General features: G+C 66.3%; 16 protein-coding genes. 5 read left to right on the plus strand and 11 right to left on the minus strand.

Features of this window, described 5'->3' with window-relative positions; genetic code table 11:
* Nucleotides 1–55 precede the first annotated feature (55 nt).
* Nucleotides 56–571, minus strand: coding sequence for a nucleotide exchange factor GrpE (grpE, locus tag LVB87_RS12450; RefSeq protein ID WP_232898274.1), 516 nt, complete (start codon nt 569–571; stop codon nt 56–58).
* Nucleotides 572–639: 68 nt separating this feature from the next.
* A complete protein-coding gene (hrcA, locus tag LVB87_RS12455) occupies nt 640–1,695 on the minus strand; it encodes a heat-inducible transcriptional repressor HrcA (RefSeq protein ID WP_232898275.1) in 1,056 nt (351 codons plus the stop codon).
* Between the two features lie 19 nt (nt 1,696–1,714).
* On the opposite strand from hrcA, the gene recN reads away from it, so the two are divergent.
* The 4 genes from recN to adhP are packed head-to-tail and all read left to right on the plus strand — an operon-like array spanning nt 1,715 to nt 5,249.
* Nucleotides 1,715–3,385, plus strand: a complete 1,671-nt coding sequence (recN, locus tag LVB87_RS12460) for a DNA repair protein RecN (protein WP_232898276.1) — start codon at nt 1,715–1,717, stop codon at nt 3,383–3,385.
* Nucleotides 3,386–3,405: 20 nt separating this feature from the next.
* Complete coding sequence (locus LVB87_RS12465) at nt 3,406–3,759, plus strand: hypothetical protein (protein ID WP_232898277.1); 354 nt, start codon at nt 3,406–3,408, stop codon at nt 3,757–3,759.
* A gap of 21 nt (nt 3,760–3,780) precedes the next feature.
* A complete protein-coding gene (locus tag LVB87_RS12470) occupies nt 3,781–4,185 on the plus strand; it encodes a VOC family protein (RefSeq protein WP_232898278.1) in 405 nt (134 codons plus the stop codon).
* Between the two features lie 35 nt (nt 4,186–4,220).
* Entirely contained in the window at nt 4,221–5,249 is a 1,029-nt protein-coding gene (gene adhP, locus LVB87_RS12475) for an alcohol dehydrogenase AdhP (protein ID WP_232898279.1), read from the plus strand.
* A gap of 15 nt (nt 5,250–5,264) precedes the next feature.
* Here adhP and LVB87_RS12480 read toward each other — a convergent pair whose 3' ends face one another.
* The 9 genes from LVB87_RS12480 to LVB87_RS12520 all read right to left on the minus strand — a co-directional run bounded on the left by LVB87_RS12480 (nt 5,265) and on the right by LVB87_RS12520 (nt 12,545).
* Nucleotides 5,265–6,446: an acetate/propionate family kinase gene (locus LVB87_RS12480; protein ID WP_232898280.1), complete on the minus strand. Its 1,182-nt coding sequence runs from the start codon at nt 6,444–6,446 to the stop codon at nt 5,265–5,267.
* Nucleotides 6,443–7,390: a phosphate acetyltransferase gene (locus LVB87_RS12485; protein WP_232898281.1), complete on the minus strand. Its 948-nt coding sequence runs from the start codon at nt 7,388–7,390 to the stop codon at nt 6,443–6,445. Before LVB87_RS12485 ends, LVB87_RS12480 begins: the two co-directional genes overlap by 4 nt.
* Before the next feature lie 23 nt (nt 7,391–7,413).
* The gene (locus LVB87_RS12490; RefSeq protein ID WP_232898282.1) at nt 7,414–7,620 is read right to left on the minus strand and encodes a hypothetical protein; all 207 of its coding nucleotides are present in this window, start codon (nt 7,618–7,620) and stop codon (nt 7,414–7,416) included.
* Between the two features lie 102 nt (nt 7,621–7,722).
* Nucleotides 7,723–8,145 (minus strand): hypothetical protein, encoded by a 423-nt coding sequence (locus LVB87_RS12495; protein WP_232898283.1) that lies wholly within the window; start codon nt 8,143–8,145, stop codon nt 7,723–7,725.
* A gap of 287 nt (nt 8,146–8,432) precedes the next feature.
* Nucleotides 8,433–8,912, minus strand: coding sequence for a hypothetical protein (locus LVB87_RS12500; RefSeq protein ID WP_232898284.1), 480 nt, complete (start codon nt 8,910–8,912; stop codon nt 8,433–8,435).
* A 127-nt stretch (nt 8,913–9,039) separates the two neighbouring features.
* On the minus strand, nt 9,040–10,491 hold the full coding sequence (locus tag LVB87_RS12505) for an MATE family efflux transporter (RefSeq protein WP_232898285.1): 1,452 nt from the start codon (nt 10,489–10,491) through the stop codon (nt 9,040–9,042).
* 111 nt (nt 10,492–10,602) lie between these two features.
* The gene (locus LVB87_RS12510; protein ID WP_232898286.1) at nt 10,603–11,364 is read right to left on the minus strand and encodes a transporter; all 762 of its coding nucleotides are present in this window, start codon (nt 11,362–11,364) and stop codon (nt 10,603–10,605) included.
* A 244-nt stretch (nt 11,365–11,608) separates the two neighbouring features.
* A complete protein-coding gene (locus LVB87_RS12515; protein WP_232898287.1) occupies nt 11,609–11,860 on the minus strand; it encodes a hypothetical protein in 252 nt (83 codons plus the stop codon).
* A gap of 91 nt (nt 11,861–11,951) precedes the next feature.
* A complete protein-coding gene (locus LVB87_RS12520) occupies nt 11,952–12,545 on the minus strand; it encodes a DUF938 domain-containing protein (protein WP_232898288.1) in 594 nt (197 codons plus the stop codon).
* Nucleotides 12,546–12,585: 40 nt separating this feature from the next.
* Between LVB87_RS12520 and LVB87_RS12525 the strand changes: the two genes are divergently transcribed.
* A complete protein-coding gene (locus tag LVB87_RS12525; RefSeq protein WP_232898289.1) occupies nt 12,586–12,939 on the plus strand; it encodes a hypothetical protein in 354 nt (117 codons plus the stop codon).
* Nucleotides 12,940–13,132: the final 193 nt, after the last annotated feature.

Here is a 13,132-nt window from a genome sequence, read left to right on the forward strand (position 1 = left end):
CCTGCGATGTAAGGGCCGCCGCCGTGGCTTCAAGAGGCGGGGCGATCGCGTTCGTTCAGTCGTGTCGCGCGACGACGACCAGCGCGGGGCGCAACAAGCGTTCGTTGAGCACGTAGCCCTTCTGGAACACCTGCGCGACCGCACCCGGCGGCAAGGCGCCGGCTTCGACCATGCTCATGGCCTGGTGGCGTTCGGGGTCGAAGGCGTCGCCCGGCTGCGGGGCCACCTCGATGAGCCCGTTGGTCTCGGCGATGCGATGCAACTGGCGGAGCGTGAGCTCCATGCCCGCGCGCAGCGGGTCGGCCTTCTCGGCGGCGGCGAGGCCCGCCTCCATGCTGTCGAACAGCGGCAGCAACTCGCTGAGCAGGCGCTCGTTGGCGAACTTGCGGGCCTGCTCGACATCGCGGGCCAGGCGCTTGCGCTGGTTGTCCAGGTCGGCGCGATCGCGCAGGACCTCCGCGCGGAGCTGTTCGATCTCGCCCTTGAGCGCTTCGAGCTGGTCCTGCGGGGTGTCGCCGTCGAGCGCGGCATCGGCGCCCTCGGCGCCGGGGTCTTGGTGCTGGTGGATCATGCGTCGGTCCGGTTTACGGCGGCATCCAACCGCCTGAACCCCAGCGATGCGGGCTGCCCCGGACCCTTTCAACCCCCCGGGGGCTGATCCAGTGCGGCGCCGAGCACATCCGCAGCCGCCTGCACCACCGGGATCACGCGGTCGTAGGCCATGCGCGTGGGGCCGATCACGCCGAGGACCCCGAGCACGCGCCCGCCGGCGACGTACGGGGCCGTGACCAGCGAGACCGATTCCAGCGGGGCGATGCCCGACTCTTCCCCGATGAACACCCGCACGCCCGGCGCCCGGGCCGTGCGCTCCAGCAACTGCAGGATCTCGCGCTTGCGGGCGAAGGCTTCGAACAGGTCGCGCAGGCGGTCCAGGTCGGACAACTCCTGCAAGCCCATCAGTCGCGTCTGTCCGGCGAGCACCACGTCGTCACCGCCGCCGGGCACCAGGGCCTGCTCGGCGAGTTCGACGGTGTGCGCGAGTAGGGTTTCCATCTCGGTGCGCGCCGCGCGCAGTTCCTGCAGGAGCGTGGCGCGGATGTCGGCGAGCGGACGTCCGGCGAAATGTTGGTTGAGATAGTTGGCCACGCGCTCGAGCTCGATGGCGTCGTAGGCGCGGCGCGTGTGCAGGATGCGGTTCTGCACGTCGTTGTCGGCGAACACCAGGATGGCGAGCACGCGTTGCGCGTCCAGCGGGACGAAGTCGATGTGGCGGAAGGCGAACTGCTCGCGCTTGGGCACGCCGACCACGCCGACGAAGTGCGTCATCGCCGACAACAGTTCCGATGCGCTGCCGAGCAAGGCCTGCGTGCCCGAGCCGGTCGGCAGTTCCTGCCGCAGGCGCGCGACCTCGCCCTCAGGCAAGGGCCGCACCTGCAACAGCGAATCCACGAACACGCGATACCCCTGCGTGGTCGGGATGCGCCCGGCGGAGGTATGCGGCGAGGCGAGCAACCCGCCCTCCTCCAGGTCCGAAAGGATGTTGCGGATGGTGGCGGCGCTGATGTCCAGGCCCGCGTGGCGGGCCAGCGTCTGCGAACCGACCGGCTCGCCGTCGCGGATGTAACGCCCGATCAGCGTCCGCAACAGCTGGCGGGCGCGCGGATCGAGCTCGGCATCGGGTTTCCTGATCGCCATGAAACGGTACGCTATCACCATGCTCAGCCATCTCGCGATCAAGGACTTCGCCGTCGTCCGTTCGGCCGAACTGGACTTCGGTGCCGGCCTCACCGTCATTTCCGGCGAAACCGGCGCCGGCAAGTCCTTGCTGGTCGACGCACTCGGCTTCCTGTCCGGTGCGCGCGCCGACAGCGGCGTGGTGCGCCACGGCGCCGAACGGGCGGAACTGGTGGCCGTATTCACGCTCGACGACGCCCCCGCCGCCGCCGAATGGCTACGCGACGCGGAACTCGACGACGAGGAAGGCGCCTGCCAGCTGCGCCGCACGCTGCGTGCGGACGGTGGTTCGAAGGCGTGGATCAACGGGCGGCCCGCGACGATCGCGCAGCTCACCGAACTGTCCGGTCACCTGGTCGAGATCCACGGGCAGCACGAACACCAGGCGCTGATGTCGCGGACGAGCCAGCTGGCCTTGCTCGATGCATTCGGGCGGCATGACGCGTTGCTCGCCGACGTGCAGACCGCCGCGCGGAACTGGAATGCGCTGGTGCGCGAGCGCGCTGCCCTCGCCCAGCGCGGCGATCCGGCGGATCGGATTGCATTCCTGCAGCATCAGTTCGACGAATTGGCGCGGGATGCGATCGAACCTGCAGCGTTTGCGGAGTTGGTGGCGACGCACAAGCGGCATGCGCATGCAGCCGGGTTGATCGCGGCCTGCGATACGGCGTCCGCGCGGTTGGGCGGCGACGAAGGCCCGGCGCTGGGGCGATTGTTGCAGCAGGTGCGCAACGAGCTCGCGCGGCAGGCGGAGCATGAGCCGCGGCTGCTGGAGATCGACGCGATGCTCGACACCGCGGCGATCCAGATCGATGAAGCAGCTTCGTTGCTGGAACGCGTGCGCGCGGACCTCGACGTGGACCCGACAGCCTTCGACGAGCTCGATCGCAAGCTCGGGCGGATGCATGACCTGGCGCGCAAGCATCGGGTCACGCCGGATGGACTTGCCGCGCATCGCGATGCGTTGGCGGCGGAGCTCGAATTGCTGCGTGGTGCGGGTGAGCGTGTGCGCGTGCTCGACGGTGAGATCGAAGCGGCGCGTTCGGCGTGGGCGAAGAAGGCGCAGGTGTTGACGAAGGCGCGCAAGCAGGCAGCTGCGTCCTTGTCCGCCTCGACCACCGCGCTGATTGGTGAGCTCGGTATGGGCGGCGGCAAGTTCGACGTGGCGCTGGAAGCCAACGGCGACGGCGATCCGGATCCGCAAGGCGCCGAGCGCGTCGAATTCCTCGTGGCAGCGAATCCGGGGCAACCGGCACGTGCGCTGCGCAAGGTCGCCTCCGGCGGCGAACTCTCGCGCATCTCGCTTGCGATCGAAGTGGCCGCATTGGGACTCGATGCAGTGCCGACGATGGTGTTCGACGAAGTCGATTCCGGCATCGGCGGCGCAGTCGCCGATATCGTGGGCCAGAAGCTGCGCGCCCTCGGTGCGAAGCGACAAGCCTTGTGTGTCACCCACCTGCCGCAGGTCGCGGCGCAGGGCCACGCGCACTATCGCGTGAGCAAGGCCTCGGGCGATGGCATGACGCAGAGCGCGGTGTCGAAGCTCGGCGCGAAGGATCGCGAAGAAGAACTCGCGCGCATGCTCGGCGGCGTGGATGTCAGTAAGGAAGCGCGGGCGGCGGCGCGGCGCTTGTTGGCGGACGTCGACTGATCTTCCTGGGGCCGCGACGAATGGCATTTTCCCGTAAGCCACGCTCGACGATCGACACCATCGCGCTCGTTGCCATCATCGCCGCGCTCTCGATCGAGCTCGTCGGTTACGGGTTGGCCTGGTCCGCGACGGCGCGCTGCGCAGACGCCCTTTACGAGGAAGCCAGCGCACAGGATGTCCGCGGCCGCACCCTCCACGGCGATCGCGTGTTGCTGACACGGGACGCCGTGCACGCGCAGATCACTGGGCCGTTCGAAGTCACGGCATGGATTTCGATGCCCCGCGACCTGCATGCGACGATCTACTCGAAGCGCTTCCGCATCTGGCCGTGGGGAACGGATGCGCAGAAGACGGAAGTCTTGTACGCGGTGTGACTTGCAGCAGGGAGAACATCGATGCTCGTCGAATCCTGCATTCCCGTCGTTCCAAGCGCCGACCTCGAAAAGAGCCTTCGCTTCTGGGCCGATGGCCTCGGCCTGACCATGGATCGCCCGATGCGCAAGGACGGCCGTCTGATCGGATGCATGGTGCACAACGAGCGCCTGTCCTTCTGGCTCAACCAGCGCGCAGGCACGCCGATCAAGCCCGACGATTACCACGGACTCAGCTTGTACTGGTCGCCCGGCGACCTCCATGCGATCAGGGAGCGGCTGTTGCGGCTGGGTTTCCAGGCCTCCGGGATCGAGGATCGGGATTACGGGCAGACGGAGTTTTTCGTCGTGGATGACGACGGCTATACGCACTGCTTTGGCGTCGCTACGTCCGACCTCGTCAATACACGGCCCGCGAGACCGGCGTAACGTTGCATCCGACCCTTCCCCCCAAGGAGATCGCGATGGACAGGACCATGAAGGCCGCGGTGGTCCGCGCATTCGGCCAGCCGCTCGTGATCGAGGAGGTCCCCGTCCCGCGGCCCGGGCCCGGCGATGTGCTGGTGAAGATCGAAGCCTGCGGCGTATGCCACACCGACCTGCACGCAGCCGAGGGCGATTGGCCGGTGAAGCCGTCGCCGCCTTTCATTCCCGGCCATGAGGGCGTGGGCGCGGTGGTCGCGGTCGGCGCCGGCGTCAGCCACGTCAAGGAAGGCGACCGCGTCGGGATTCCGTGGCTCCATTCGGCTTGCGGCTACTGCGAACACTGCCTCGGCGGTTGGGAAACGCTGTGCGAGCGGCAGCAGAACACGGGCTATTCGGTCAACGGCAGCTTCGCCCAGTACGCGCTTGCGAACGCGGGCTACGTCGGCCACCTGCCGAAGGGCATTGGTTTTGTCGAGATTGCGCCGGTGTTGTGCGCCGGCGTCACGGTCTACAAAGGCCTGAAGATGACCGATACGCAGCCCGGCGATTGGGTCGTGATCTCCGGCATCGGCGGCCTGGGTCACATGGCGGTGCAGTATGCGAAGGCGATGGGCCTGAACGTGGCCGCAGTGGACGTGGACGACGACAAGCTCGCACTCGCGCGGCACCTGGGCGCCACCGTGACGGTCAACGCGCGCAGCACCGATCCGGCCGCATTCCTGAAGAAGGAAATCGGCGGCGCGCATGGCGCGCTGGTCACCGCCGTGTCGCCGAAGGCGTTCGAGCAGGCACTGGGCATGATGCGACGTCGCGGCACGGTGTCGCTGGTGGGCCTGCCGCCGGGCAGCTTCCCGCTGGACATCTTCGGCATGGTGCTCAACGGCATCACGGTGCGAGGCTCGATCGTCGGCACGCGACTGGATCTGCAGGAGTCGCTGGAGTTCGCCGCGCAGGGCAAGGTCGCCGCGACCGTTGCCGCCGAGAAGCTGGAGAACATCAACGACATCTTCGCCCGCATGCACAAGGGTGAGATCGAGGGGCGCATCGTCCTCGACATGGCGGCGTAGCCCGCGCAGCGTTGCTCATCCCGCAATGGCCGAGAGAGTGTGCCGCGCGATCATCAGCTCTTCGTCGGTGGGCACGGTCCAGGCCCGCGTGCGCGAACCGGCGGCCGAGATGCACGGGCCTCCGGCTTCGTTCGCTTCGGGATCGAGATCCACGCCCAGCCACGCCGCGTCGCGGCAAACGCGCTCGCGAATCACGGTCGAGTTCTCGCCGATGCCACCGGTGAAGACGACCGCGTCGAGTCCTCCGAGCGCGGCCGCAAGCGAGCCCAACTCGCGCCCGATGCGGTAGACATAGAGATCGACCGCGCGCTTCGCGCCCGGTTCGGCGGAGGCGAGCAGCGTTCGCATGTCGCTCGACACGCCGGAAACACCGAGCAGCCCCGACGCGTTGTAGATCATCTTCTCGATGGCGCGCGCGTCCATGCCCCGCTCGTCCATGAGGTAGAGGATCACGCCCGGGTCGATGGAGCCGCATCGCGTGCCCATGGGCAGGCCGTCGACCGCAGTGAACCCCATCGTGCTCGCCACGCTGCGCCCCGCCTGCATCGCGCACATGCTCGCGCCGTTGCCCAGGTGCAGCACGACAGTTCGGCCCGCAGCGGCGACCGGATCGACATGCGGCAGCCGCGAGGCGATGTACTCGTAGGACAGCCCGTGGAAGCCGAAACGGCGCACGCCCTCGACGTGCAGCGCGTACGGCAGCGCGAACATCTGCGCGACCTCGGGGATGGAACGATGGAAGGCCGTGTCGAAGCAGGCGACCTGCGGAAGATCGGGGCGCGCCGCGAGCAGCGAGCGAATGGCCGCCAGGTTATGCGGCTGGTGCAGCGGAGCGAGGGGGATGAACGCGTCCAGGCGCGCAAGAACGTTGGCGTCGATGCGCACCGGCGCGGCGAATTCCATTCCGCCGTGCACCACGCGATGGCCCACTGCGAGCAAGGGTTCGTCGGGGAGTTGCGCGCGCACGAAATCGACGACGTGGTGCAGCGCCCCTTCGTGGCCGAGCGCCGTGCCCTTGGGCCATGACTTCGTCCCGCGCTCCGCGCCCGCGGCATCCCGCGCCTTGAAACGAGGCTCGGTGTGGATCGACTCGATTTGCCCGCGCAGTGCGGGCTCGAGGCCCTGCGCACGATGGAAGTAGACGCAGAACTTGAGGCTCGAGGAGCCCGCGTTGACGACCGCGATCGCGCCGGTCATCCGCTCACCGCGCGCCCGGCGTCGAGGCGTCGTGCATGCGCGAGGCGTACGGCCACGGCGCAGGAGGCAAGGCGCGCGGTGACCGAGTCCGCGCGGCTGGTGAGGATGATCGGTACGCGGGCGCCCAGCACGATGCCGGCGGCGTCGGCGCCGGCGAGGAAGGTGAGGCTCTTGGCGAGCATGTTGCCCGCCTCGAGATCCGGCACGACCAGCACGTTCGCGCGGCCGGCCACGGGGGAATCGAGATTCTTGATCTTCGCCGCCTCGAGGTCGATCGCATTGTCGAGCGCGAGCGGCCCGTCGAGGATGGCGCCGGTGATCTGGCGGCGATCCGCCATCTTGCACAGCGCCGCCGCTTCCAGGGTCGAAGGCACGTCGGGGTTCACGGTCTCCATGGCCGAGAGGATCGCGACCCGTACCTCGGCGACGCCGAGCGCATGCGCGAGGTCGATCGCGTTCTGCACGATGTCCACCTTCTCCGCGAGCGTCGGCGCGATGTTCACCGCCGCATCGGTCACGATCAGCGTGTCCTCGTGCCCCGGCACGTCCATCACGAAGCAGTGGCTGATGCGCCGCGCCGTGCGAAGCCCGGTTTCGCGCTTGACCACCGCGCCCAGGAGCTCGTCGGTGTGGAGGCTCCCTTTCATCAGCGCCTCGGCGCGTCCCTCGCGCACCAGCGCGACGGCGCGCACCGCCGATTCCACGCTGTGCGGGCTGTCGACGATTTCGATGCCGTCCAGGTGGAGGCCTGCCGCCTTCGCAGCGCCGTGGATGCGTGACTGCGGACCTACGAGGATCGGCGCGATGAGGCCGAGGCGGGTTGCGTCGATCGCGGCCGAGAGCGAAGACGCGTCGCATGGATGCGCGACGGCCGTGGGCATGGGCGGGAGTGCACTGCAGCTCTCGATGAGCTGATCGTATTTGCGCTTGCGGGTCTCATTCATGTCTTCCCCTTCCGGCGAGTGGGTCACTCCTCCATCAGCGGTCCCATGCGGGAGTGGATCAAGACCAGGACCTGCCTTTGGGGCGATCCCTCGGGATAAGACTCAGCCAATGAGGCCAAGTGCTGCAGGAAGGCGGGCACCGCAGGGGAAGGCACCGTGTACGCCGCAACTGCGGTAATCGCCTCGACAAGTGCTTTGGCGACGTCGTCCAACTGTTCGGTGTGGGGCATGGTCGTTCCTCCTTGTACGGAGTGAACGCGACCACTCGCTGGGTATCGGCCAGAATCAAGCCGAACCGCGGAGCGTCGTTGCGGGCGGGAACGGAAGCGCTATCAGCGTTCAACAGCATCGTTCCCGCTGTATCGCCGCAGCGGCGATCGATCTCCCACGAACCAGATGTGCCCGAATGGGTCCACCAGACTGCCTTGGCGATGCGGGCCCCACGGCATGTCGTGCACGCGCGCCGGATACGTGCGGCCGACGGCTCCGGCGGCGATCGCGCGACTCAGAAATGTATCCGGATCGTCGCAAAAGACTTCAACCCGGACCGATGGCATTCCGAGTCTCGCGGGATAGTCCCAACCGTTATTCGCCGGCTCACCGAGAAACACCGGCGCGCCCGCGATCTCCAGGCCGACGACCGAACCGAGGTTCCATAACTCTTCCGCATCCATTGCGTGGCGATACCACGCCGAGGCTTCCGCCGCGTTCGGAACGGCGAGCATGACCGAGATGATCGCGTCGTTTGGCTGCACCGTTCGAGCCTCCCAATCAAAGCTTCAACGTCCTTCGAGAAGCAATCGACCACCACCAAGCGAACGCAGCACGCCTGCAAATCGCGGTGTAGGACCGACACGCACTCGGTTGTCGCGACTGCAGGGCGGCCATGGATGGCCACCCGGGCGGAGCTCCGGTTGCATGGATGCGGCTTGTAGGCGCTCCGACAGGCGCGATAACCGAGGGCGTGGCGGTCCGCCCCCTCCGGAGCCGAGGCTTTCACCGCTCCAGAAAAGAAGGCCACCTCACGGCGGCCTTCCAATCGTCATGGACATTCAGGCCCGTTGTACGACAGCGCCGACGGATTGGCCATCGACGAGATCCCGTTGCTCGTGTCCGTCAGTTTGATGTTGGTAAACACCACGGAAACAATGCTCGCAGACTGACCCTTCGGGCAGACCAGCGAGCTTTCCGGCGCCGGAATGGTCATGTCCCCGGTGATCTTCCCATTCTTGTCGACCGAGAAGGTGCTGCTGACGTAAACGTTGTGCAGCACGTCTTCCTTGGCGCAATGCTTCGGGCAAACCTGGCCGACTTTGACGCACTGATAGCGGGCGCCGGCCGTTGCGCTCGCGACATAAGTGATGCCGTTCCCGGTGTTGCCGAGCCCGACTTCCGACCAATTCACCACGACATGCGGCGAGCCGAGCCTCGCGCTTGGGGCGCGCAGGAAATGGGTGGCGGCCATCGCCGCGGTCGAGACGAGGGCCAGGGCGAGCAGCCATAGCGTCCGTTTGATGTGCATAGGGTTCTCCGTTTGCCGCAGGCCGGGTCAGGTCGGAGCCAGGAAACGCGACGGCTCCAACTAACCCAAACGGAGTAATCCCCCGTTCCGGCTCCCCCGAACGGGTGGGGTTAACCAGACCTCACAATCAGCGAAGCCCTTCGTCCACCACCGCATCCTCGGCCACGCGCACTTCCAGCTTCGCGTCTTCAGTGAGCCGCCCCGTCTTCCAGGACCCACGCGCGAACCAGGCAAGCGACACCAGCGCAATGGCGATGTTGGTGACGGGGAACGACCACCAGATGCCCGTCTCGTGCAGCGCCGTATGGCGCGACAACACGAAGGCCAGTGGAAACTGCAGGACCCATTGCGACACGATGGCGAGCACCATCGCCATCAGCATGTTGCCCGAGGCGCGGAAGGCGGAGACGACGCACAACTGCACGCCCATCGCGCCCCAGGCCAGGCACATGATCCGCACGAACGCGGTGCCGGCCTCGATCACGCGCGGGTCGCCCGGGATGAAGAACGCCACGACATGCGGCGCGAATGCGAAGACGAGGACGCCGGCCACCGACAACACGGCGAACGACAGGCCCGCACCCAGCAGCGTTGCGCGACTTGCCCGATCCAACTTGCCGGCGCCGATGTTCTGCCCGGCCAGCGTCGAAACGGCCATCGCGATGCCCATCGCGGGAATCGTGATCACCTGCAGGATGGTCGAGCCCACGCCGTACGCCGCGATGGTCACGGTGCCGAAGGCCGCCACGAGGAACTGCATGAGGATGAGGCCGAAGCCGCGCGTGGACAGCTCGATCGAGCCCGGAAGGCCCAGCAGGAAGGCCCGCTTGACGTAAGCCAGGTCGATGCGGAAATGCGAAGGGGCGATGTGGATCCCGTGGCGCCCCCCCAGGAAGATCACGATGCCCGCAGCCGCGGCGATGGCCTGCGTGACAAGCGTCGCGAGCGCCGCACCCACCACGCCATGGCCCTTGATCGGCCCCCAACCAAAGATGAAGAGCGGATCGAGCACGAAATTCAACGCGACGGTTGCGAGCACGATCAGCAGCGGAATGCGGACCTGCCCCACGCCGCGCATGAGCGATTGGAACATCGCGTACACGAACACGAAGATGATGCCGATGAACGACACGCGCATGAAAGCGAGCGCACCGCCGTAGACATCGGCCGCGACGCCGAGCAAACGCAGCAGGTGCGGCGACAACGCGTAACCGATCGCACCGAGCACCACGGAGGTGAGCGCCACCATGATCATCGTCTGCGCCGCGACGTGGTTGACCATGTCCTGCCGCCCTGCCCCCATGTACTGCGCGGTCAGCACCGCGCCGGCCATGGCGAGCCCGGAGCCCATGGCGATGACGAGGAAGGTGACGGGGAAGCTGACGGAAACCGCAGCGACCGCGCTCGCGCCGAGGCGGCCGACCCAGAACGCATCCGTCAGTTGGTAACCCGTCTGCGCGATGTTGCCGAAGATGATCGGAATCGCGAGGACCGTCAGCGCGCGGGTGATCGATCCTTCGAGGAACAACTGCCGGCGATCCTTGCTGCCGGCATTGGGGCCGCGCGTTTCGGTAGGCATGGGAGAGCGCTGCGATGCGCGCGACAAGGCGTGGTGCGCCAGTGTCCGCTATCGCCCAGTCGGCGTCATGCGAATAAATTCACCAGCGCGTCAGATCACAGTCCGTTGACTTCAGTTGTCGAAGAAAACGGCAAAGCCGACGCCGCCTTGCCAGGTATCGGCATTGCCGCCCAGGCGATGACGAACACCGATGTCGAGTTGCACACGCGGCGTCGCCTGCCAGGTCAGACCAGCGCCGCCCATGCTGCCATCACCGATCCCGTCAAGGTGTTGTGCCGCAAGTTCCACGTACATGCCCAGCGCCGGGGTCAATGTCCAGCCGTCGTTGACGGCCAGCAACTGACTATCGGTGTCTCCCTGCACCGCTTCCGCGTAAAGGCCGAGCGAATGATCCGCGCTGCGCTGCCAATTGACGCTGGCCCCGAGCAGGTATTGGTTTCGTTCGGCGCGAAGTGCCCGCGCTCCGTCGGTGAACTCAACGCTGCCAAGCAGTCCCCAGCTGACATCACCCGTCGCGGCCGGTGCGAACTTCATCGCCAGCGACGTATCGGAACGGCCATCCATGGTGGGGCCTGGTCCTTCGAGTCGATTCCAACCCGTGCCGAGTTGCAGTTCCAGCGAATCACCGATGCCTAGTCGAAACAGGGTATCGGCGCTGTACAGCGAGATGCCGTCAGCACGAGTCCAATCGGGCAGCCCCTGTTCCAGCGTGAAACCGCCGGGTTGAAGTACGGCAGGCGTGAACCCCAGGCCAGGACGGTCGTATCCGGGATTGTCCGCAGCCCGCGCCAGCGCGGGCGTGATCACAAAGATGCCAAGACACAGAGTCAAGGCAGAACCCAGGATTCGATTCCCCCATCCGGTCAAGCGCATGATTCCTCCGACCACGCGTATCGTTTCATGAGGCCTGACTGCTGATTGGACGGACCGCGAGGTCCGGTTATACAAGCAGGACCTGCCAAGCATCCGCTTGGGGTCGTTAGCGGTCACTCAGGGGCGCGGAAGTCGCCGAAGAGGACCGGCGGACGTTAGCTCAGACGTTAACTACCGCGATGCCCGTGCGAAGGACCAGCGTTACGCCAACCACTACAAGCGTCGCGGGTAGCATCAGGGTTTTTCAATACGTCTCAGGGCTTCCCTTGAACGGGTCTTGGCCGTAGTGCTCTTGCATGTAGCGCCGTGCACTCTCCTCGCAGTCATATCCACCGAATATCTCGCGCCATCGCTTTAGCTCGCCAAACTTGTTGGTGTGGACGGGGCCTTCAGCGTCAACCCGGAAGCGTGCCCATTTGCCGTTGACCAAGCGCAGATGGCCCTCCAACGACCAACCGGGTTTGGCGTCAGGCAACGCAATGCGCTTGTGGTCCATGTCGACTCCGCCTTAGATGGAGAGTCACTGTCGCACACCGAATGTCCGCTTTGGGTCGAAAGCGGTCACTGAGGCCGCGAGTCCAAACGCATCAACCCTTCCGCCAAACAAGGCAGCGGTTGTTCGCCGGCATTGCCACGTCGTCGACGGCGTGCAAATCGGCCTGCGTGGCGAGTGCCTGCACAGCCTCGATGTCGCGGATCCCGGAGCGAGGATCGCGCGCTTTCAACCAAGCGTCGAAGTCGCGGTTGCTCTCGCTGGTGTAGTGACCGCCCACATTGAAGGGGCCGTACACGACGAGCATGCCCGCAGCACCAAGCACCCGCCCGACGCCGGCGAAGAACGCCTCGACACCGGGCCAGCCGACGATATGCAGGATGTTGGCGATGAACACCGCTTCGTAGGGACCGGTCGGCCACGGCCCGCTCACATCAAGCGCGATCGGCGGCGGCGTGTTGGGAAGGCCTGCCTCGTCCAGCCACATCCGGATGCCGGGCAATTGCACGGCGAGATCGGCGCACTGCCAAGTCAGCCAGGGCATCGCGGCAGCGAAATACACAGCGTGCTGCCCGGTGCCGCTGCCCACCTCGAGCACGCTGCGGCGGTCGGCGAACTGCGTCCGCAGCACCGCGAGGATCGGATCACGGTTGCGCTCGCAAGCGGGCGCGAAGGGCTTGGCGTCCATGCCGAGAGCATGCCGCATCTGCGGTGATCCCGCTGGCTGCATGGCGCACCCGCTCAAGGAGGTCTACGACATCCTTCAGGACATCCGCGACCTCCTTAAGGAGGTCCGGGACATCCTGAAGGACATCGGCGACATGCTCGAGGAGGTCCGGGACATCCTTGAGGACATCGGCGACATGCTGAAGGAGGTTCGAAACATCCTTAAGGACATCGGCGACATGCTTCAGGAGGTCCACGACATCCTGAAGGACCTCCGCGACTTCCTTAAGCACATCCGCGACATCCCGAGGCATGTCCAGGACATCGCGCGGACGCTGCCTGTACAACGCGGGACTGATCGCTCGCTTCCTGCGCCACCGTCCGATATGCGTGCACGCGAGGACGGTTCACGCTGAATTTCGGAGTTTGGAAACTCCCGTTTGAGGCGATGCGGTCAACGTGTCGTCGAACCGGCGTAGATCCATTGCGTCGGGAGGGTGGCCAATACAACACCTCGCAAGGGGAAATACGCCACACCGTTCAAACGCGGTTTCCAACCTCCCGACACCTTGCATCGCCGACGGCGATGCAAGCACTTCATCGGATCAC

The sequence above is a fragment of the Lysobacter sp. KIS68-7 genome, assembly GCF_021284745.1.
GTDB lineage: Bacteria > Pseudomonadota > Gammaproteobacteria > Xanthomonadales > Xanthomonadaceae > Noviluteimonas.